The 20,664-nt window shown below is 67.7% G+C and carries 16 protein-coding genes, 2 tRNA genes and 2 pseudogenes; 7 read left to right on the top strand and 13 right to left on the bottom strand.

What is annotated here, in order from left to right; genetic code table 11:
* Positions 1–14 precede the first annotated feature (14 nt).
* The gene (pdxR, locus tag D0C15_RS02085; protein ID WP_245975519.1) at positions 15–1,427 is read right to left on the bottom strand and encodes a MocR-like pyridoxine biosynthesis transcription factor PdxR; all 1,413 of its coding nucleotides are present in this window, start codon (positions 1,425–1,427) and stop codon (positions 15–17) included.
* A 70-nt stretch (positions 1,428–1,497) separates the two neighbouring features.
* Between pdxR and D0C15_RS02080 the strand changes: the two genes are divergently transcribed.
* A complete protein-coding gene (locus tag D0C15_RS02080; protein WP_116040677.1) occupies positions 1,498–2,190 on the top strand; it encodes a pyridoxamine 5'-phosphate oxidase family protein in 693 nt (230 codons plus the stop codon).
* A gap of 257 nt (positions 2,191–2,447) precedes the next feature.
* Here D0C15_RS02080 and D0C15_RS02075 read toward each other — a convergent pair.
* The 3 genes and pseudogenes from D0C15_RS02075 to D0C15_RS02065 all read right to left on the bottom strand — a co-directional run.
* Positions 2,448–2,864 (bottom strand): annotated as a pseudogene (locus tag D0C15_RS02075) (cysteine dioxygenase); the annotation flags it as partial.
* A gap of 205 nt (positions 2,865–3,069) precedes the next feature.
* Positions 3,070–4,086, bottom strand: coding sequence for an NAD(P)H-dependent glycerol-3-phosphate dehydrogenase (locus D0C15_RS02070; RefSeq protein ID WP_116040678.1), 1,017 nt, complete (start codon positions 4,084–4,086; stop codon positions 3,070–3,072).
* 164 nt (positions 4,087–4,250) lie between these two features.
* Positions 4,251–4,964 carry a lysophospholipid acyltransferase family protein gene (locus D0C15_RS02065; protein WP_116040679.1) on the bottom strand — a complete coding sequence of 238 codons (714 nt, stop codon included), beginning with the start codon at positions 4,962–4,964 and terminating at the stop codon, positions 4,251–4,253.
* Between the two features lie 222 nt (positions 4,965–5,186).
* Between D0C15_RS02065 and cofC the strand changes: the two genes are divergently transcribed.
* The 3 genes from cofC to D0C15_RS02050 all read left to right on the top strand — a co-directional run bounded on the left by cofC (position 5,187) and on the right by D0C15_RS02050 (position 9,046).
* Positions 5,187–5,804 carry a 2-phospho-L-lactate guanylyltransferase gene (gene cofC, locus D0C15_RS02060; protein WP_116040709.1) on the top strand — a complete coding sequence of 206 codons (618 nt, stop codon included), beginning with the start codon at positions 5,187–5,189 and terminating at the stop codon, positions 5,802–5,804.
* Between the two features lie 126 nt (positions 5,805–5,930).
* Positions 5,931–8,075, top strand: a complete 2,145-nt coding sequence (locus D0C15_RS02055) for an RNA degradosome polyphosphate kinase (RefSeq protein ID WP_116040710.1) — start codon at positions 5,931–5,933, stop codon at positions 8,073–8,075.
* Positions 8,072–9,046, top strand: a complete 975-nt coding sequence (locus tag D0C15_RS02050; protein WP_116040680.1) for an NUDIX hydrolase — start codon at positions 8,072–8,074, stop codon at positions 9,044–9,046. Before D0C15_RS02055 ends, D0C15_RS02050 begins: the two co-directional genes overlap by 4 nt.
* Positions 9,047–9,213: 167 nt before the next feature.
* On the opposite strand, the gene D0C15_RS02045 is transcribed toward D0C15_RS02050, so the two are convergent.
* From D0C15_RS02045 to leuC, 3 genes are all read right to left on the bottom strand, one after another.
* On the bottom strand, positions 9,214–9,930 hold the full coding sequence (locus D0C15_RS02045; RefSeq protein ID WP_116040681.1) for an HU family DNA-binding protein: 717 nt from the start codon (positions 9,928–9,930) through the stop codon (positions 9,214–9,216).
* A 257-nt stretch (positions 9,931–10,187) separates the two neighbouring features.
* Positions 10,188–10,781: a 3-isopropylmalate dehydratase small subunit gene (leuD, locus tag D0C15_RS02040; protein WP_116040682.1), complete on the bottom strand. Its 594-nt coding sequence runs from the start codon at positions 10,779–10,781 to the stop codon at positions 10,188–10,190.
* 49 nt (positions 10,782–10,830) lie between these two features.
* Positions 10,831–12,306: a 3-isopropylmalate dehydratase large subunit gene (gene leuC / locus D0C15_RS02035; protein WP_116040683.1), complete on the bottom strand. Its 1,476-nt coding sequence runs from the start codon at positions 12,304–12,306 to the stop codon at positions 10,831–10,833.
* Positions 12,307–12,438: 132 nt separating this feature from the next.
* Between leuC and D0C15_RS02030 the strand changes: the two genes are divergently transcribed.
* Positions 12,439–13,158 carry an IclR family transcriptional regulator gene (locus tag D0C15_RS02030; RefSeq protein WP_211323062.1) on the top strand — a complete coding sequence of 240 codons (720 nt, stop codon included), beginning with the start codon at positions 12,439–12,441 and terminating at the stop codon, positions 13,156–13,158.
* A 73-nt stretch (positions 13,159–13,231) separates the two neighbouring features.
* On the opposite strand, the gene D0C15_RS02025 is transcribed toward D0C15_RS02030, so the two are convergent.
* The 4 genes from D0C15_RS02025 to gltX form a co-directional block, all read right to left on the bottom strand.
* Positions 13,232–13,304 (bottom strand) — tRNA-Glu (locus D0C15_RS02025).
* Between the two features lie 50 nt (positions 13,305–13,354).
* Positions 13,355–13,426, bottom strand: a tRNA-Gln gene (locus D0C15_RS02020).
* A 104-nt stretch (positions 13,427–13,530) separates the two neighbouring features.
* Positions 13,531–14,316, bottom strand: a complete 786-nt coding sequence (locus D0C15_RS02015) for an HAD family hydrolase (RefSeq protein WP_116040685.1) — start codon at positions 14,314–14,316, stop codon at positions 13,531–13,533.
* A gap of 80 nt (positions 14,317–14,396) precedes the next feature.
* Positions 14,397–15,887: a glutamate--tRNA ligase gene (gltX, locus tag D0C15_RS02010; RefSeq protein WP_116040686.1), complete on the bottom strand. Its 1,491-nt coding sequence runs from the start codon at positions 15,885–15,887 to the stop codon at positions 14,397–14,399.
* A 121-nt stretch (positions 15,888–16,008) separates the two neighbouring features.
* Between gltX and D0C15_RS02005 the strand changes: the two genes are divergently transcribed.
* Complete coding sequence (locus tag D0C15_RS02005) at positions 16,009–17,241, top strand: FAD-dependent oxidoreductase (RefSeq protein ID WP_116040687.1); 1,233 nt, start codon at positions 16,009–16,011, stop codon at positions 17,239–17,241.
* A gap of 3 nt (positions 17,242–17,244) precedes the next feature.
* Here the strand turns inward: D0C15_RS02005 and D0C15_RS02000 are convergent, their stop codons facing one another.
* Positions 17,245–18,018 carry a fumarylacetoacetate hydrolase family protein gene (locus tag D0C15_RS02000; protein ID WP_116040688.1) on the bottom strand — a complete coding sequence of 258 codons (774 nt, stop codon included), beginning with the start codon at positions 18,016–18,018 and terminating at the stop codon, positions 17,245–17,247.
* A gap of 233 nt (positions 18,019–18,251) precedes the next feature.
* Between D0C15_RS02000 and D0C15_RS35645 the strand changes: the two are divergent.
* Positions 18,252–18,881, top strand: a pseudogene (locus D0C15_RS35645) (DUF998 domain-containing protein); the annotation flags it as partial.
* Positions 18,882–18,929: 48 nt separating this feature from the next.
* On the opposite strand, the gene cimA reads toward D0C15_RS35645, so the two are convergent.
* Entirely contained in the window at positions 18,930–20,546 is a 1,617-nt protein-coding gene (gene cimA, locus D0C15_RS01990) for a citramalate synthase (RefSeq protein ID WP_116040690.1), read from the bottom strand.
* Positions 20,547–20,664 lie beyond the last annotated feature (118 nt).

Raw genomic sequence — 20,664 nt, 5'->3', positions numbered from 1 at the left:
TTGCGGCCGCGGGGTCAGCGCAGTATCTCGACCAGATCCCCGAGCGCGTCGCGCAACGCGTCCTGGGAACACCCCGCATAAGCGATGGCGATCCCGTGTGCGGAGGGGACTCCCGCGAAGTGCCTGCCGAGGCCGTCGAGCTGAATACCTCTCGCCCTGCCCTCCGCCAGGCGAGCGTGCTCGTCCTCAGGGGACGAGCAGGGCACCACCAGATGTGCCCCCGCGTCGTCCCCGAGTACCGGCACACCTGCCGCTCGCAGCGCGTCGACGAGCAGGGTGCGCCGCTCGGAGAGCTCCCTGCGCAGCCTGCGCAGGTGCCGCCCGAGGTCACCGTTGCGCGCGAGTTCGACCAGCACTCGCTGTCCCGCGGGCGACGGCCGTGTTCCTGTGCGCTCCCGGAACTCCAGCACCGCCGAGGTGACCGGCTGTGGTGCGACCATCCAACCCGCGCCCAGTGTCGGAGTGAGGATCTTGCTGGTGGTCCCGAGATGGGCGACGACATCCGGAGCCAGCGCGGCGAGCAGCGGCAACGGCGCGACGTCGAACCGCAGCTCACCGTCGTAGTCGTCCTCGATGAGCAGGAAGTCCTCAGCGCGTGCCCGCTCCACCAGCTCAACCCGTCGCGAAGCACTCATCCGGCTGCCCATCGGATACTGGTGCGCGGGCGAGCAGTAAACGGCGCGGACACCGGTGGGCACGGAGTCCGGAACTAGTCCCTCTCCGTCGACCGGCAACGGGATAACCTCGATACCCGCCGCTCGGAACGCCTGCACGGCCCGCTGGTATCCGGGCTCCTCGACGGCGACCCGGTCACCCGGCTCCAGGACCGCGCCGGCGAGTTCGACCACCGCTGCCGTCGTACCCCCGGTGGCGAGCACGGACTCCGTGCCGACCGCCAGTCCGCGGTGGCGCAGCAGGTGCTCGGCGATCGCGGCGCGATACTCGGGCAGGCCCGCCCGGTGCGCGGCGGACAACGGCGGTGCGTCCGCCGCCGCTCGCCAGGCCCGCCGCCACGCCGCCCTGTCGAGACCTTCCGCCCAGGGCACACCCGGGGTCAGGTCGAGCAGGCCCGGTGGCGGTCCCTCGCGGCCGACCACCGCCCTTCCCCGCGGGCGCTCCGCGGGCGGTGAGGTGGTGACGTAGGTCCCGGAACCGTGCTTGCCCGCGATCCAGCCCTCGGCGTGCAGCTGTTCGTAGGCGGCCGAGGTGACCGTGCGACTCACCCCGAGCCTGGTGGCCAGCGCGCGGGTGGAGGGCAACCGGTCCCCGCCGCGCAGGTGGCCGGTGGCGGCGGACTCGCGCAGTGCGTCGGCGAGCTGCACCGCCAGCGGTATCGCGGACTCCCGGTCGAGACTGACCGGAAGGGCGGTCGCGCTTCGCGTCGAACTCGGTTGCAGCACAGGCTTGCCCTCGCTTTGGCCATTCACGGCAGTGGCCTTCCAATTCTTTCGAGTAGTGGCCGTTCCATGATGCCACCTGGTCTCGGATGCTGCCTACATGACCGAGACAACCACCACCGGCCTCTCGTCCACCGCCCGCACGACACTGAACCGCAAGAAGGACAGGGCGGCCACCGACCGCGCGAACCTGTACGCGGTTCTCGACGAAGGACTGGTCTGCCACCTCGGCCTGGTGAACGCGGGAGGGGCCCCCATGGTGATCCCGACGGGGTACGGCCGCGATGGAGACACGCTCTACCTGCACGGGTCAACCGGGGCGACCACCATGCGGGCGGGTACGGAGGGGCCCGAGGTCTGCGTGACCGTCACCCTGCTCGACGCCATCATCTACGCCCGCTCGGTGAACAACCATTCGATGAACTACCGCAGTGCCGTCATCTACGGGCGGCTCCGGCAGCCGGTCGACCGCGCGGAGAAACTGCACGGGCTCCGGATGATCACCGACCATCTCGCGCCCGGCTCCTGGGAGCACGCACGTGATGTCAACGAGAAGGAGCTGGCGGCGGTGACGGTGCTGGCACTCGACCTCACCGAAGCCTCGGTGAAGATGCGTTCGGCCGGTGTCATCGACGATCCGGACGATGTGGCTGCCGGGAACGCCTGGGCCGGGGTGCTGCCGGTCCACACCGGATTCGGCGAGCCGCGGCCTGATCCGCAGCTTCCCGAGGGCATCGCCCTGCCGGAGCACGTCAGCCAGCGGCGTCAGGTTCGCCGACCCGACCCGGCCTGAATCCGGCCCACAACAGGCTGTTCAGCCCATTTCCGGCCTCACACGCCGGCCAGGGTCGCCGGGCTCAAAGCCGCGCCCCGGTGGTTCATTGTCCGGGTCGCGCGGTCCTCTGGCCTCACACGCCGGCCGGGCTCCACCGCGCTCAGTGCCGTACCCACATTGTTCACGGTGCGGGTCGCGCGATCCTCTGGCCTCACACGCCGGCCGGGCTCCACCGCGCTCAGTGCCGTACCCACATTGTTCACGGTGCGGGTCGCGCGATACACGTGCACGCTCACTACCGGATCGGTCCCCCGGTTGCTGACCTCATGGACGTAACCGGGACCGAAGACCCGCGACTGGCCAACCGAGACCGTATGCGGTTCCCGCAGGGCCGCGCCATCGGCGGTCCGGCGGGCGACCGACTCCGACAGTTCGCCGGTGACCACGGTGAACGCGCCGGTCGACGGCCCGTGGTCATGCAGGTCGGTGCCCTGACCGGGAAGCCAGCTCATCAACCAGACCTCCTCGTCGGCGGAGCGGGCGATCAGGGCGGCGAATCGGCGATCGGGGTCGTAGCGCAGCAGGTGGCGCCATTGGTCGCGATCCGCGGCGAACTGGAGTGCGACGCGCACCGGATGGCGCAGGATGGGGTTCTCGGCGATGGCGACAGTGTTGTCCGGAACGGCGAACATGAAGGTGTCCTCGAGTTGCGATGACGGCAGGCGGGTGGGTTGGATCACCGGCAACAGCGACACCGCACGCCAGCGGCCCGGCGCAGGTCGAGGCGACCTCGCAGCACGGGGGCATCTGGCGTCAGCACAGGACAAGGAAACCAGCGGCCCTCGCCGCGGTCAATTCATCTCACAAGGTGGACGGCGCCGGTCGCCGTGGCCACGCTCAGGACCACTCGTGCTTGCGTTCCCGGCCGAGCAGTTCGGCACCCAGCGATCTGGGATCGCCGCCCTCATGACACACCCGGTACATCGCGTCCGTGATCGGCATGTCGACACCGAGGCCACCGGCCAGTTCGCGGATCGACGAACAGGACATCACGCCCTCCGCGACCTGGCCACCCGCCGCTGCCTGCGCCTGCTCCACCGTCTCGCCCCTGCCGAGCCGTTCGCCGAAAGTCCGATTTCGCGACAGCGGTGAGGAACAGGTCGCCACCAGGTCACCGACACCGGCCAGGCCGGCGAACGTGAGGGGGTCGGCGCCGATTCGGCTGCCGAGCCGCGCCATCTCGGCCAGACCGCGGGTGATCAGAGTCGCCACCGTGTTGGTGCCGAACCCCATGCCGACGGCCATCCCGCAGCTCAGGGCGATGACGTTCTTGCACGCGCCGCCGAGCTCGCAGCCCGCCACGTCCGTGTTGGTGTAGGGCCGGAAGTAGGAGTTCGAGCACGCGTGCTGCACGGCGACAGCCCGCTCGTGGTCCGTGCAGGCCAGCACCGCTGCCGAGGGCTGCCGCAACGCGATCTCCTTGGCGAGGTTGGGCCCGGAGACCACCACCACCCGCTCCGGTGCGCACTCCGCGACCTCGGCGATGACCTCGCTCATTCGCTTCAGGGTGCCCAGTTCGACGCCCTTGGCGAGACTGACCAGTGGGACATCGGCAGGCAGCAGCTCGCGCCAGTACGCCAGGTTGTCCCGCAGCCGCTGGCTGGGCACGGCGAGAACGACCGCGTGGGCCCCGTCGAGCGCGGCTGCCGCGTCCGTGGTCGCCGTCAGGTTGTCCGGCAATCGGACGTCCGGCAGGTACGCCGTGTTCTTGTGTGCCCTCGCGATCTCGTCCGCGACCTCGGTCCTGCGTGCCCAGACCGTGACGTCACGTCCCGCGTCGGCGAGCACCTTCGCGAAGGTCGTGCCCCACGAGCCCGCCCCGAGCACGACGATGCGCTGGAGTCCTTCGCTCATGCCAGTTGCCTCACTCGCCGGCAGGCTGCACATCGCTCAATGCCGTACCCAACTAACACACGGTGCCGGTCGCTCATGCCCCTTGCCTCACTCGCCGGCAGGCTGCACATCGCTCAATGCCGTACCCGACTAACACACGGTGCCGGTCGCTCATGCCAGTTGCCTCACTCGCCATCGGTCGGGGCGTCGTCCCGGGCGGGTGGACGCTCCCCGCGTACGTCGGAGAGCAGGTCGACGACCTCGCGCATCAGCAGCTCCGTGACCTCACGCAGGACGGCGGGACTGGCCGTGCCGCCCTCCTCGCGATAGCCGGAGAGGTCCACCGGCCTGCCGACCGCGTGCACGACCTTCTTGCGCGGGAACGGGCGGAACTTCTTGTCGTAGCCGTTCCAGATCGCCTGGGTGCCCCAGCGGGCCACCGGGATCACCGGCACGTCGTTCTCCAGCGCCAGCCGGGCGACGCCCGTGTAGGAACGCTTCGGCCAGCCTTCGGGGTCCCTGGTGATCGTGCCCTCCGGGTAGATCACCACGATCTTGCCCTCCTGCAGTGTGCGGTGGGCGGCCCGCAGGCTGTCTCCGGCCGAGCTGGATCCACGGTAGACCGGGATGCCGCCGGAGCCGAGGAAGATCCGGCCGAAGATGGGGGCCTTCGCGACGGTGTCCTTGGCCAGGAACCTCGGCACGCGCTTGTTGCGATGCACGAACACCGCGTCCACCGCCGGGTCAAGGTGGGACACGTGGTTGAGCACGAGCAGTGCTGCTCCTTCGCGGGGAACCCGGTCCGCGTCCACGTACACACGCTTCCCGATCCAGCTCAGCGGGTAGAACAGCGCGGCAGCGGCGCCGACCCAGAACCCGCCCTTCTCCCGATCAGCCACAACTCCTCCTCCATGTCCAACCCACTTTTCGCCTCACTCGCCAGCGGGGCTGCACCACGCTCGATGCCGTTCCCGAGTCGGTCACGGCGCCGGTCGCGCGAGAGTGATCCTCCCTCGCCCCCCATCACGGTCCAACAAGGGGTCCGAGGACGCGGTGGCGCGAAAGGGACCCCAGCCGGTAATGATGGTGACGTGGCTCGCGAGGTGGACCTGATCGTCCCGATGAAACCTCCCCATGCCGGAAAGTCCCGGCTGCGGGGGGCCGCGGGCACACCCCCCGGCGCGGGCGGGCATGCCGAACTGGTGCTCGCGCTGGCCGTGGACACCCTGAACGCGGCGATCGGAGCCGCCGGAGTACGCCGGGTACTGGTGGTCGGCACCGACCCCACCGCACTCGCCGAACTCACCGAACTGGGCGCCGAAGTGGTCCGTGAACGGGGTGCGGGCGGGCTCAACGCCGCGCTGCGGCACGGCGAGACCCTGCTGCGACGCGACGACCCCTGGTCCGTCGTCGCGGCGCTGCAGGCCGACCTGCCCGCGCTGCGCTCGGTCGAACTGGCCGAGGCACTGGCCGAGGCCGACGAGCGCCGCGCGTTCCTCGCCGATCGGCACGGCACCGGCACCACCCTGCTCGTCTCCGCACCTGGCGCCCCCCTCGGGCCGCTCTTCGGTACCGGCTCCGCCCTGGCGCATCTGGAGTCCGGGGCGGTCGCGCTCGACCTGCCCGCCGCGACCCTGCGCAGTGACGTGGACACCCCCGCCGACCTGGTCCACGCCCGTACGCTCGGTCTGGGCAGCCGGACCACGCAACTGGTCGGCGCCCCCTGCTGCGTGACGTAACATTCACTCCCGGGTCGGATCCGGGAAGCGCATCACCCGCCCGAGTGCGGAACAATGCAGGGTGTGAGCAGCGACGAGATCACCACCGCCCAACCGTCATCCACGACCGATGGTCAGTCCCGGCGGATGCCCTCGGCGAACGACAGGGCCCAGGAGAAGCACGCGGTCCCCTCGGCTCCGCCCGCCGTGACGGCGGCGAGCGCCCAGCTCACCGACTCGCTGCCCGACGATCGCTACTTCAACCGGGAACTCTCCTGGCAGGATTTCAACGCGCGCGTGCTCGCCCTCTCGGAGGACCCGTCGCAGCCCCTGCTCGAACGCACCAAGTTCATCGCGATCTTCGCGTCCAATCTGGACGAGTTCTACATGGTCCGGGTCGCCGGCCTCAAACGCAGGGACGAGACGGGGCTGTCGGTGCGCAGCGCGGACGGGCTCACGCCGCGCGAGCAACTGGCGTACATCGCCAAGCGCAATCAGGACCTGGTGGAGCGTCAGACCGAGGCGTTCGAGGAGAACGTTCGGCCCGCGCTCGCCGACGAGGGCATCCGCATCGTGCGCTGGGCGGATCTGGACGCGGCGGACAAGGTTCGCCTGTCGAGCTACTTCAGCGAGCAGATCTTCCCTGTGCTGACTCCGCTCGCGGTGGACCCGGCGCATCCGTTTCCCTACATTTCCGGCCTTTCGCTCAATCTGGCCGTCACGGTTCGCGACCCGGAGGGCGGCACCGAGCGGTTCGCCAGGGTCAAGGTGCCGAACAACGTGCACCGGCTGATCCGGATCGAGCAGCAACGGCAGAGCCGGACCGCGACGTTCCTTCCGCTGGAGGAGCTGATCTCCGCTCACCTCGGCGAACTCTTCACCGGGATGGAAGTCATCGAACACCACGTGTTCAGGGTCACCCGGAACGCGGATTTCGAGGTCGAGGAGGATCGCGACGAGGACCTGTTGCAAGCACTCGAACGCGAACTCGCCCAGCGAAGGTTCGGCCCTCCGGTACGCCTTGAGGTCGCCAGCGACATGAGCGAGCACATGCTCGAGTTGCTGCTGCGCGAACTCGAGGTCGATCCGCACGATGTCGTCGAGGTTCCCGGCCTGCTCGACCTCAGCTGCCTGCACCAGCTCTCCAGTGTGGACCGCAAGGAACTCAAGGACCCACCGTTCGTGCCCGCGACCCACCCGGCGTTCGGGGAGCGGGAGACACCGAAGAGCGTTTTCGCCACCCTCCGCGAGGGCGACGTCCTCGTCCACCATCCCTACGACTCGTTCTCCACGAGCGTGCAGCGATTCATCGAACAAGCGGCGGCCGACAACAAGGTCCTCGCCATCAAACAGACGCTGTACCGAACCTCGGGTGACTCCCCGGTGGTGGACGCGCTCATCGATGCGGCGCAGGCGGGCAAGCAGGTGGTCGCCCTCGTGGAGATCAAGGCACGGTTCGACGAACTGGCCAACATCAGCTGGGCGCGCACACTGGAACGCGCGGGCGTGCACGTGGTCTACGGCCTGGTGGGGCTGAAGACCCACTGCAAGGTCGCGATGGTGGTGCGCCAGGAGGGCTCCACGATCCGCCGCTACTGCCATATCGGAACCGGCAACTACAACCCGAAGACGGCCAGGATCTACGAGGATATGGGCCTGCTCACCGCGGATCCGACGATCGGGGCCGACCTGACCGACCTGTTCAACGTGCTCACCGGCTACTCCAGGCAGGACACCTACCGCAACATCCTGACCTCTCCGCACGGCATCCGGCGCGGCATCCTGCATTGCATCTCACAGGAAATCGAGCAGCAGAAGGCGGGCGGACGAGCCGGGATTCGGATCAAGTGCAACTCACTGGTCGACGAACAGATCATCGACGCCCTGTATCGCGCTTCCCAGGCGGGAGTTCCGGTGGAGATCGTCGTTCGTGGTATCTGCTCACTCAAACCGGGTGTCCCAGGGCTCAGCGACAATATCGTCGTCCGCTCCATTCTCGGGCGATTCCTGGAGCACTCACGTGTCTTTCACTTCAGAGCGGGTAGCTCGTATTGGATCGGCAGTGCGGACATGATGCACCGAAATCTGGACCGGAGGATCGAGGCACTGGTGCGGGTGAAGGATCCGAAACTGACCGCGCAACTGGACGAGGTGCTGGATTCGGCGCTCGACCCGGCGACTCGTTGCTGGGTACTCACCGGCAACGGGGAGTGGGAGCCCTCACCAGCCGACGGATCGCAGGTTCGCGACCACCAGGTCGAGACGCTCGCGAAACATCGGGCCGCCGGATGAGCCGGGCGGATCGTGCTCCGGCGATCAGGGCCGCGGGCGCTGTGTTGTGGCGAAACCGGGAAGCAGGCACGGACAGCGCCATCGAGGTAGCCGTCGTGCACCGGCCGCGCTACGACGACTGGTCGCTGCCGAAGGGAAAGCTGGATCCCGGCGAGACCGTACCGGTGGCGGCGGTTCGTGAACTTCGGGAGGAGACCGGGTTCGAAGCGGTGCTCGGGAGATACCTGCTCCAGGTCGATTACGAGGTCGACCACCGTGGCGTCCGGTCTGACAAGATCGTGGACTTCTTCAGTGCCAGGGCAGTATTCGGCGGGTTCGCGGCGAATGACGAGGTCGATGACCTGCGCTGGCTACCGGTGCGCGAGGCCGAGGCGATGCTGACCTATCACGCGGACGTGGCCGTACTACGTGAGTTCTGCGCACTTCCCGCCCAACTCACGACGGTCCTGTTGATCCGCCACGCCAAAGCGGGCAAGCGGGAGGAATGGACCGGCGACGACGATCTTCGTCCACTCTCGGATGCGGGTCAGCGGCAGGCGGAGGCCGTCCGGACCATGGTGCGCGCGTTCCACCCCGATCGGGTCCTGGCCGCGCCCCGCCTGCGCTGCGTGCAGACCGTGCAGGGCGTCGCGGAGGATCTGGGCACCGAGGTACGACACGAGTCCCTGCTCGCGGAGGAGGGCTACTGGCGGGATCCGGTCCTGGGCACCGCCAGACTGCTCGCCATCGTCGGTGACGGCGGCACCCCGCTGATCTCCAGTCAGGGAGGGGTCATCCCCGCCGTCGTCACGGCCCTGGCCGAACGCGATGGTGTGGCGCTGGCCTCCGGCAAATCCGGGACGGTGTCGGCGAAGAAGGGCTCGCTCTGGTTGTTGTCGTTCCGGCCGCCGACCGAAGCGGACGGGCCACGACTCGTAGCGGCGACCTACTTTCCCAGTCCGCTACCCGCTCCCGCCACCGCGAGGTCCTGACCGGAGACTCCGTCCGGCCTTCCACTGTGGATCACCCGGCTGCCGCAGGGCGGTGACGACGAACTCGGGCAACGAAGGTACGTACATGCGGCAGGGCCCCGCGCGGGTGTGCGCGGGGCCCTGCCGAGAAGCCACCGTAGTGACGAAATCACCAGCTCACAGGCTGGTCACTTCTTTTTCTTGGCTGCGGCGGTGGTCTTCTTCGGAGCCGACTTGGCCGAAGTCTTCGCGGCCGCCTTCGGCGCGGCCTTGGCGGCCGGCTTCTTTGCGGCGGAGCTCTTTGTCGCCGATGACGTCGACGCGGCCTTCGTCGTCTTGGCCGCGGCCTTCGGCGCTGCCTTGGCCGTCGACTTGGTGGCCGCCGTCTTCGGCGCCGCCTTGGTGGCGGTCCGGCTCGCGGTGGTGCTCCGGCTCGACGCCGCACGGGTCGTCGTCGAACGCGGCGTGGTGGCCTTGGTCCGCGAGGTGGTGCTCCGGGTCGTGCTGGGGCGGCTGGCGGTCGCCCTCGTCGCCGCGGTGCGGGTGCCGGTGCTACGCGAGGCGGTCGTGCCCGTGCTACGCGCGGCCGGGGTGGCCCGCTTCACGGCCGTTGCCTTCGGCAGCTTCTTCGCGCCGCTGACAACGTCCTTGAAGGTCGTACCGGCCCGGAAAGCCGGAACGTTGGTCTTCTTCACGCGCACGGTCTCGCCCGTACGCGGGTTGCGAGCGGTGCGAGCGGCACGCGCACGCTTCTCGAACACACCGAAACCGGTGATGTTCACCTTCTCGCCCTTGTTGACCGTCCGGATGATGATGTCGACGAGACCGTCGACAGCTTCCGACGCAACCTTTTTGTCGCCCAAACGCTCGGAGAGCGCTTCGATCAGCTGGGCCTTGTTGGCCATTCCAGTCCTCCAAGAAGAACTACTTGTACACGGCCACGTCGGCCGACTTGCGCACACGGTATTACCAATGCAGCACAAATTCCAAACGGCGCGCGGAAGTTTTCGTTGCCGGAGCGGGATGTTCCGCCCTCTGAGGGACCTCTGGAGTGGTCTCCAGGCCCTTTTCCGGTGCCGTTCGGCGTGGTTTCACCGACCTTCGGCCGGTGCCGGATCCCCTTGCTGAGCAGGGAATCCGTGTCTCCGCCTTCGCTGCGGTGTCAGCCGGGAGTGGTGACCGGCTTCCACGATGGCCTGTCCGACTCGAACTTGTCGATGTCGGCGGCGTGTCGCAGAGTCAGCGCGATGTCGTCGAGTCCCTCCAGCAGGCGCCAGCGGGTGTAGTCATCGATCGTGAAGGGTGCGGTGAAGTCCTTGGCTCGTACCGTCTTCTCCGTGAGGTCCACGGTGACCTCGGTGCCCGGCTCGTTCTCCAGGATCTTCCACAGCTGTTCGACGTCCGACTGCTCACACTCGGCGGCCAGCAGCCCCTGCTTCCCAGAGTTGCCCCGGAAGATGTCCGCGAAGCGGGACGAGATGACCACGCGGAAGCCGTAGTTCATCAGCGCCCAGACGGCGTGCTCCCTGGACGAGCCCGTGCCGAAGTCGGCACCGGCGACCAGCACGCTGCCGGACTTGTAGGGCTCGGAATTGAGCACGAAGTGTTCGTCGGCCCGCCAGGCCGCGAACAGCCCGTCTTCGAAGCCGGTGCGGGTGACCCGCTTGAGGTAGACGGCCGGGATGATCTGGTCAGTGTCCACGTTGGACCTGCGCAGCGGCACTCCGATCCCGGTGTGGGAGGTGAAGGGTTCCATGCTGAGTGGCTCCTGTGTCAGTACGAGGTGAAGGGTCGCGACCTGTGCGTCAACGGGCGCTGTCGGCGGCTGCCGCGGTGCTTGCCGTGCTGGCGGAGTGCGGCAACAGGTCCTCAGGCGAGGACAGGGTGCCGCGAACGGCCGTGGCAGCGGCCACGAGCGGCGACACCAGATGGGTACGCCCGCCCTTGCCCTGCCTGCCCTCGAAGTTCCTGTTGGAGGTCGAGGCACTGCGCTCCCCCGGCTTGAGCTGATCCGGGTTCATCCCGAGGCACATCGAGCACCCCGCCTGCCGCCATTCGGCGCCTGCCGCGGTGAACACCTCGTCGAGCCCCTCGGCCTCAGCGGCCTTGCGTACCCGCATCGAACCAGGGACCACGAGCATGCGAACCCCCTCCGCGACCTGATGCCCGCGAAGTACCTCGGCTGCCGACCGCAGGTCCTCGATCCGCCCGTTCGTGCAGGAACCGAGGAAGACCGTGTCCACCGAAATCTCCCGCAGCGGGGTCCCCGGTTGCAGATCCATGTAGGACAGAGCCTTCTCCGCGGCGAACCGCTCACTCTCGTCGGCGATCTGCTCGGGGTCCGGGATCCTGGCGTGCAGCGGAAGGCCCTGGCCGGGGTTCGTACCCCAGGTCACGAACGGTGTGAGTTCGGCCGCATCCAGGTGAACCTCCGCGTCGAACTCGGCGCCGGAATCGGTTCGCAGCTCACGCCAGTTGGCCACAGCGGTGTCCCAATCGGCTCCGGACGGGGCGTGCGGCTTGCCCTTCAGGTACTCGAAGGTGACCTCGTCCGGTGCAATCATGCCCGCGCGGGCGCCCGCCTCGATCGACATATTGCAGATCGTCATCCTGGCTTCCATCGAAAGGGCTTCGATCGCACTGCCGCGATACTCCAGAACGTAGCCCTGTCCACCACCGGTACCGATCTTCGCGATCACCGCCAGGATGATGTCCTTCGCCGTGACTCCCGGCCGCAACTCGCCGTCCACGGTGATCGCCATCGTCTTGAAGGGACGCAGGGGCAGCGTCTGCGTGGCGAGCACATGCTCCACCTCGGAGGTGCCGATACCGAAGGCCATCGCCCCGAACGCGCCATGCGTGGAGGTGTGGCTGTCGCCGCAAACCACGGTCATCCCGGGCTGGGTCAGGCCGAGCTGTGGACCGATGACGTGCACGATTCCCTGTTCGGCATCGCCCATCGGGTGCAGCCGGACCCCGAACTCCTTGCAGTTGCGCCGGAGTGTGTCCACCTGGGTACGCGAAACGGGATCGGCGATCGGCAGGTCGATATCGATCGTCGGCACGTTGTGGTCTTCGGTGGCGATCGTCAGATCCGGCCTGCGCACGGGCCTGCCCGCGAGGCGGAGACCGTCGAATGCCTGCGGGCTGGTGACCTCGTGCACGAGGTGCAGGTCGATGTAGAGCAGGTCCGGCTCCGCACCCTCACCGCGGCGCACCGTGTGGGAGTCCCACACCTTCTCCGCGAGCGTCTTCGCCTTCGCACCCTGGGTGGTGGTCATCAGGGCTCCTCCCAAAAAGTTGTGGGAGCAAAGGAACTCGGTCGAGCCGACGGGCACGAGCCGGCTGGCGACTCGAGTTCGATTTGTCCCAGGATCTGGACATCCCAAAGTTCGGGAATGTAGTATCGCTACGTGGGACAGCATAGCCCTTCAAACCAGCACAGCGGTATCGGCGTCCTGGACAAGGCCGTGGCCGTTCTCCAAGCGGTGGCCGACGATCCTTGCGGACTCGCCGAACTCTGCGCACGCACGGGACTGCCACGCGCGACCGCACACCGTCTCGCCGTGGGTCTCGAGGTGCACCGGCTCCTGCGCCGGGGCGCCGACGGCAGATGGCGCCCCGGCAGCGCGCTGGCGGAACTGTCGGGCGGCACGACCGACCCATTACTCGACGCCGCGAGTTCGATCCTGCCGAAGCTGCGCGACATCACCGGCGAAAGCGTGCAGCTGTACCGCAGGGACGGCGTACAGCGCATCTGTGTGTCCACTGCGGAGCCGCCAAGCGGACTCCGGGACACCGTCCCGATCGGCTCCCGGCTGCCGATGACGGCAGGCTCAGGGGCCAAAGTGCTCGCCGCGTGGTCCGACCCGCACACACAGCGCACGATCCTGACCGACGCCGTCTACGGCGAGCGGACATTGCTCGAAGTACGCAGGCGTGGCTGGGCACAGAGTGTCGCCGAGCGCGAGCCGGGCGTCGCGAGTGTCTCCGCGCCGGTGCGGGACTCCTCCGGCTCGGTTGTCGCCGCGGTATCGGTGTCCGGCCCGATCGAGCGGATCGGCCGCAAGCCGGGCTCCCGCTGGGCCGCCGATCTCCTCGCGGCCGCCGAAGCCCTCCAGGATCGCTTGTAAGCCCCCCGAGACACGCAAAAACACCGGAGGCCCATCCGCCGGAACGGATGGGCCTCCGGTGTTCTTCTTCGCGTACCCCCGATGGGATTCGAACCCACGCTACCGGCGTGAGAGGCCGGCGTCCTAGGCCGCTAGACGACGGGGGCTTGCCTTGTTGCGAGAGAGAACTTACCAGACTGAAATTTTCCCTCTGCAGCTGGGGTACCAGGACTCGAACCTAGACTAACTGAACCAGAATCAGTCGTGCTGCCGATTACACCATACCCCAATACTCGGCGCTCTCCGGGAGAACTCCTGTCGAACACCGCCGGGAAGAAATACTAGACCACCCCGAATTCGGGGTCGCAGGCGGCCCCGGCACACGCCCCTTGATCATCGCTGTATCGGCACTCCCACGCTGGCGAACTCGCAGATCAGCAGCTCGGGAAGCTCGGCGAGGCTGTCGATCTCGTGCACCCCCGTTGGCACGTCCTCGGTTACCGCGCGCCGGTTCAGCCAGACACCGCCGAGACCGGCGTCCCGGGCCCCGATCGCATCGGTGTCGAGTTTGTCCCCCACATGCGCCGCCTCGGACGGGTCACAACCCATTGTCAGGCAAACAGTGTGAAACATCACTGGATCGGGTTTCGCGGTTCCCATTTCGCCTGCGATCGCCACGTGATCAAAGAACCGCGCCAGTCCGAGGTCCGCCAGCTTCGCCCGCTGGTGCCCGCCAGAGGCGTTGGTCACCGCGGCGAGCTGCACGCCGGCCGCGTTCAGCCAGTCGAGACAGGGCAACACATCGTCGAACAGCCGCCACGAGCGGCGCAGCAACTCCCGTCGCCTGGCCTCGAAACCGACGACGTCACCGGTGTCCATCTCCGCGCCGAGTTCGGCGAGAAAGCACCGGCTGCGAGTGAGGTGCATATCGGCGTATGCGAGGTCGCCTGCGACGACCTTGGCCACATGCTCGTCGGTGATCCGCTCCCAGAGCGACCACATGTCGGCCCTGCCGATCAGCTCGGCCAGCGCACGGCTGCCTGCCGAGGTGAAGTCGATCAGGGTGTCGTCGATGTCGAGACAGACCAGCCGGAGCGCCGGAGGGGACCAGGGCCCAGGAGGGGCGGCCCGTTCGGCCGTTGCCTGCGATGCCGTCGGGGTAGCGAACGCAAAATCCACTCAGCGAGGCTAGGCCACTTTCGGCCGTACCGATTCGACTATCGAGGTGATTAGTGCTGCTCTGTTCCGGTGTATGTCTTCTACCCTGCGTTGGACGGGAGGGCGCGACGCAGCCGTCCGAGCGATTTGTCCCGGCCGAGCAGCTCCATCGATTCGTACAACGGTGGCGACACCGTACGCCCCGTGACGGCCACCCGAACAGGGGCGAACGCCTTGCGGGGCTTCAGCCCGAGGCCTTCGACCAGCGCGTCCTTGAGCGCCTGCTCGATGGCGCCGGTCTCCCAGGAATCCAGTGCCTCCAACGACTCGAGCGCGGACCGCAGCACGGGCTCGGAGTCCGGCCCCAGCGCCTTCGTCGCGGACGCCTCCTCCGGGGCGAAGCTTTCCTCATCGATAAAGAGAAAGCGCAGCATGTCGGTGGCGTCGGAGAGCACGGTCACCCGCTCCTGCACCAGTGGCGCGATCTCCCGCAGCGCGGCGAGCTGCTCCTCCCCCGGCGTCTCCGGCAGCACTCCCGCGGCTGTGAGGTAGGGCACCACCCGGCTCGCGAAGTCCGCGTTGTCCAGTGCGCGGACATGCGTACCGTTGATCGCCTCGGCCTTTTTGACGTCGAACCGCGCAGGATTGGCGCTCACCTTGGTGATCTCGAAAGCGGCCACGAGTTCGTCGACACCGAACACGTCCCGGTCGTCGGCGATCGACCAGCCGAGCAGCGCCAGATAGTTGAGCAGCCCCTCCGGGATGAAGCCCCGGTCGCGGTAGTTGAAAAGATTCGAGGAGGGGTCGCGTTTGGACAACTTCTTGTTGCCCTCGCCCATCACGTACGGCAGGTGGCCGAACTCGGGCACGAACTCCGCGACGCCGATGCGCCGCAACGCCTGGTACAACGCGATCTGGCGTGGAGTGGAGGGCAGGAGGTCCTCGCCGCGCAGCACGTGGGTGATGCGCATCATCGCGTCGTCGACGGGATTGGTCAGTGTGTACAGCGGATCGCCGTTGCCACGCACCAGAACGGGATCGGGAATGGTTCCTGCCGGGAAACTGATCTCACCACGCACCAGGTCGGTCCAGGCGAGGTCCTCGCCGGGCATCCGCAACCGCAGCACCGGAGAACGGCCCTGCGCGCGGAACTCCTCCCGCTGCTGCTCGGTCAGTTCGCGGTCGAAGTTGTCGTAGCCGAGCTTCGGGTCCTGCCCCGCCGCCTTGCGCCGCGCCTCCACCTCATCGTTCGTGGAGAACGCCTCGTACAGCTCGCCTGCCTCCAGCAACCGGCGAGCCACGTCGGCGTAGATGTCGCCCCGCAGGCTCTGTCGGTACGGGCCGAAGTCGCCACCGATCTCGGGACCCTCGTCCCAGTCGAGGCCGAGCCAGCGCAGCGCGTCGAGCAGCGCCTCGTAGGACTCCTCCGAATCCCGCGCGGCGTCGGTGTCCTCGATCCGGAACACCAGGCTTCCGCCGTGATGCCGGGCGAAGGCCCAGTTGAACAACGCCGTTCGGATCAACCCGACATGCGGGGTTCCGGTCGGCGAGGGACAGAAGCGGGCGCGCACTGGCGAAGGCATCTCAGTCATAGCCCGATCAGCGTATCGGGCCGCCCGCAAGCTCGAAACGCGAGCGCCTCCCCTTGACGTCGGAACTCCGGCGGGCCACAGTTGAAGTTATTCAACACGCGCTGAAAAAGGGGTGGTAGCGATGTCCGACCGGACGACCTGTGCCGTCATCGGTGGCGGTCCCGCTGGAATGGTGCTCGGCCTGTTGCTCGCCAGGGCCGGGATCGAGGTCACGGTGCTGGAGAAGCACGGGGACTTTCTCCGGGACTTCCGGGGCGACACGGTGCACCCGACCACGCTGGATCTGCTGGACGAGCTCGGCCTCGGCGAGAAGTTCGCCGCACTGCCGCAAAGCAGACTCGAAGAGGTGGCCTTCCCGATCGACGACACCCGCCGCGTCGTCGTCGGTGACCTCCGCAGGCTCAAGGTCCGCCACCCGTACATCGCGATGGTGCCCCAGTGGGATCTGCTCAATCTGCTCGCCGAAGCGGGCAGCGCGGAACCGGCCTTCACCCTGCGCATGCGGACCGAGGCGACCGGCCTGATCCGGGAAGCGGGCAAGGTCGCCGGAGTGCGCTATCGCACCGCGGACGGCGGTGAAGGCGAGTTGCGGGCGGATCTCACAGTGGCCTGCGACGGACGTACCTCGATGGCCAGAAGTGCGGCAGATCTTCGCCCGAAAGAGTTCTCCGTGCCCATCGACGCGTGGTGGTTCCGGCTGCCCCGGAAACCACAGGAGCAGGCTTCCGCGCTGACTCCGCGAATGCGACGGGGCAGCTTCGCCATCGTCATCCCCCGTGAAGGCTTCTTCCAGATCGCCTACATCGCCCGCAAGGGCGTCGACGCCCGGTTCCGGGCCGAAGGCATCGAGCGATTCCGGCAGGGGCTGACCGAACTGATCCCGGCACTGGCCGACCGGGTGGACCAGCTCGAGTCGATGGACGAGGTCAAACACCTCGACATCCGGTTGAACCGGCTGAACCACTGGCACGTCGACGGGCTGCTGTGCATCGGTGACGCCGCACACGCGATGTCACCGATCGGCGGCGTGGGAATCAATCTGGCGGTTCAGGACGCCGTCGCGACCGCGACCCTGCTCGCCACGGCCCTGCGCGGCGGCAGAGTGGACACCGCGCAGTTGGCGAAGGTCCGGCGGAGGCGGCTGCTGCCGACGATCCTTGTCCAAGGCCTGCAACGGCTGCTGCACAGGGCCGTGGTGGCACCGGTGGTCAATGGCCGGAAGGCGGGACCGCCGAAGCCGGTCATCGCCCTGATGCGCGTTGTCCCCAAGGCCTCGTTCATCCCGGCCTATCTCATCGGCGTCGGGTTCCGCCCCGAGCACGCGCCCGAATTCGCCCGCAGGCAGCCCGGATAGCGCTCAGCCCGCGGCCACGGGGTTCGACAGTGTGCCGATGCCCTCGACAGTGATCGACACCTGCTGTCCCGCCGTCATCGGACCGACGCCCTCCGGGGTGCCGGTGATGATGACATCGCCCGGCAGCAGGGTCATCACCGAGGACACGAACTCGATCAGGTCCGGAATCTTGTGCACCAGAGCCGAGGTGCGCGAATCCTGCCGGACCTCACCGTCCAGTTCGGTGCGCAGCGCGAGGTCACTGGGGTCCAATGAGGTCTCGATCCACGGACCGAGCGGGCAGAAGGTGTCGTACCCCTTGGCCCTGCCCCACTGCCCGTCGGACTTCTGCTGATCGCGCGCGCTGACGTCGTTGGCGATGGTGTAACCGAGGATCGCCGCACTCGCGCGGGCCGCGGGCACGTTCTTCACCGGCTGTCCGATGACGATGGCGAGCTCGCCCTCGAAGTCCACTCGGGACGAACTCGGCGGAAGCTTGATGGCGGCGTTGGGGCCGATGACGCTCGTGGACGGCTTGATGAAGATCATCGGTTCGGCCGGCACCTCGTTGCCGAACTCACCCGCGTGCGCGGCGTAGTTGCGCCCGACAGCGATGATCTTCGAAGGCAGGATGGGTGCGAGCAGCCGGACATCGGCCAGCGGCCAGCGGCGACCGGTGAAGTTGGGCTGACCGAACGGGTGTTCGGCGATCTCCAGAACCTGGGCGTCCGCGTCATCCCCCTCGATGGCGGCGAAAGCGACGCCACCGGCCGGATGAGCAATTCGAGCAAGTCGCATGACCACACCCTACGGTAAGCAACCCCAGTCACCCCCAACCGCACTTTCCCGGGAAAGCGCGCTGGGACAAGCCCGGCTACCTCGACAGCGACGTCCGCCGCCTCGCACTTTCCCGGGAAAGTGCGAGGGGCGGAACGGGGGTAAACCCTGAGGAGCGGGTAGGGACAACACCAGGAAGGAATCGGGAGGATGCCCGATGGTTTCGTGGCCTCCCGCGGACCAACGTTGTCCACATGGCGAATGTCGCGATTGCACCAGCCGGGCCGAAGAGTTCTGGGCCGGAGATCTCCGTCCTCCAGTTGGCTTCGAGCCTCGGAATCGGCGGCGCCGCACTGGCCATGCTGACGATGGCCCTCCTGCACCTCGGCGGAAGCGGCCGGATCGACCCGATGTCCACAACGCTGTCCGACTACATCTTCCTGGACGGGGTGGGCTGGCTGTTCAACGCCAGTGTGCTGAGTATCGCCGTCGCGGGCATCGGGATCATCCTCGGACTCCACGTGACCGGCCGGGCGCGGGATCCACTGCTACTGGGGACACTGTGGCTGGCAGTCGCCGGTTCGGTGCTGGTGGCCGCGTTTCCCACCGACCCCGGCGAGTCGGTTTCGCTGTCCGCGCAGATTCACCGTTACGCCGCTGGGGTCGTCTTCTTCTGCCTGCCGATCGCCGCGGCGCTAATGGCGTCCCGGCTGGGTCGCGATGGCGGATCAGCGGGACAACGCGGGCGCCTGCTGGGCGGCATCGCCTGCACCTGCCTGGCGCTCGCGGTGTTCCTCACGAGCCAGTCGGCAGCCGCCCCTGCGGATCTGTACGCCACTCTCGGTCTGTGGCAACGGGTGTTGTTCATGACCGAGTTGCTCCTGCTGGTACAGCTCACATCGCTCACCACCCGGCTGTCCCCGGGCCGCGACTCACGCGCGCAGACTCTTGTGCACCAGCGCATCGCACAGCGCGAGCCAGCTCGCCTCGACGATGTTCTCGTGCACGCCGACGGTCGTCCACTCACCCCGGCCGTCCGAGGACTCGACGAGCACCCTGGTGACCGCGTCGGTACCGGGATGCCCCGGCAGGATCCGCACCTTGTAGTCAGCCAGTTCCACACTGTCCAACCAGGACAGATGCGGCGCGAGCGCCTCGCGCAGGGCCGCGTCGAGCGCGTGCACAGGACCGTTTCCCTCCGCGGTGGCGATCACGCGGTGCCCGGCGACGTGCACCTTGACGGTGGCCTCCGAACTCACCTCGCCGTCGGCGCGATGGTCGAGCACGACACGGTAGGACTCGAGCACGAACGGCGGCTCGTCGAGAACGTCTCGCTGCGGTCCGTCGATCTCCCTGCGCAGCAACAGTTCCAGTGAGGCATCGGCGGCCTCGAAGGACCAGCCCTGCGCCTCGAGGCTCTTTACCTTGCGCACTGCGCTGGTCAATGCGTCGGGTTGGCCGGCGAGGTCAACCCCGAGCTCACGTCCCTTGAGCTCGAGGCTGGCCCTGCCGGCCATTTCGGTGACCAGTACCCGCATGTCATTGCCGACAGAAGCTGGATCGATGTGGTTGTACAACAACGGATCCACCTTGATCGCGCTCGCGTGCAGCCCCGCCTTGTGAGCGAAGGCCGAATGCCCGACATAAGCCTGGTGGGTGTCGGGTGCGATATTCGCGATTTCGGCAAGGGCATGGGAGACGCGGGTGAGCTCGGCCGCGCCCCCTGTGGGGAGCACCTCCATGCCGAGCTTGGCCACCAGGTTTCCCGTTACGGCGAAGAGGTCGGCATTACCTGCCCGCTCGCCGTAACCGTTCGCGGTGCACTGCACATGCGTGGCACCGGCCTGCACAGCGGCGACACTGTTGGCCACCGCGCAGGACGTGTCGTCCTGACAGTGAATGCCCAGCCGCAGCCCCGTGCGCTCGGCCACCTCCCGCACGGTGTCGGCGAGCTGCAGGGGCAGCTGCCCGCCGTTGGTGTCGCACAGCACCACCACGTCGGCCCCGGCCTCGCCACCGGCCTCCAGCACACGCAGTGCCGTGTCCGGATCGAAGGCGTAGCCGTCGAAGAAGTGTTCCGCGTCAAGAAAGACCCGCCTGCCCTCGCCGACGAGAAAGGCCACTGTGTCCCGCACCATGGCGCAGGCTTCGTCCACGTCCACCCGTAGCGCACGCTCGATATGCCTGCGGTCCGATTTGGCCACGAGCGTCACGACCGGCGCGAGCGAGTCGAGCAGCCCGCGTACCTGCGAGTCCTCGGCGGCGCTGGTGCCCGCCTTCCTCGTCGATCCGAACGCGACCAATGCCGCGTGTTTCAGTGCCAGCTCTCCCCGAGCCGCCCGCGCGAAGAACTCGGTGTCCTTCGGCATCGCCCCGGGCCAGCCGCCCTCGATGAATCCCACTCCGAGCTCGTCCAGCAACCGTGCCACCGCGAGCTTGTCGGTGACCGAGTAGGAAATGCCCTCACGCTGCGCACCATCGCGCAGTGTCGTGTCGTAGAGGTGGAAATCATCGCCGAGTGGGGTGTCGGCCGGTTCCGTGCGAGTCACGGTCACTCCTGTGTCTTGGAAAAGACGTCTCTGAAAAGAGCTGTACCAAACAAAAAGACCCCCCGCGGATGCGAGAGGTCTGCGCGCCGGGTGCTCGATGAGCTCTATCCGGCGCGCC

Origin of the sequence: Amycolatopsis palatopharyngis (genome assembly GCF_003385185.1) — a bacterium.
Taxonomy (GTDB): Bacteria; Actinomycetota; Actinomycetes; order Mycobacteriales; family Pseudonocardiaceae; genus Amycolatopsis; species Amycolatopsis palatopharyngis.
The sequence above is the reverse complement of the archived record's forward strand: the minus strand, read 5'-3'. Positions and strand labels throughout refer to the sequence as shown.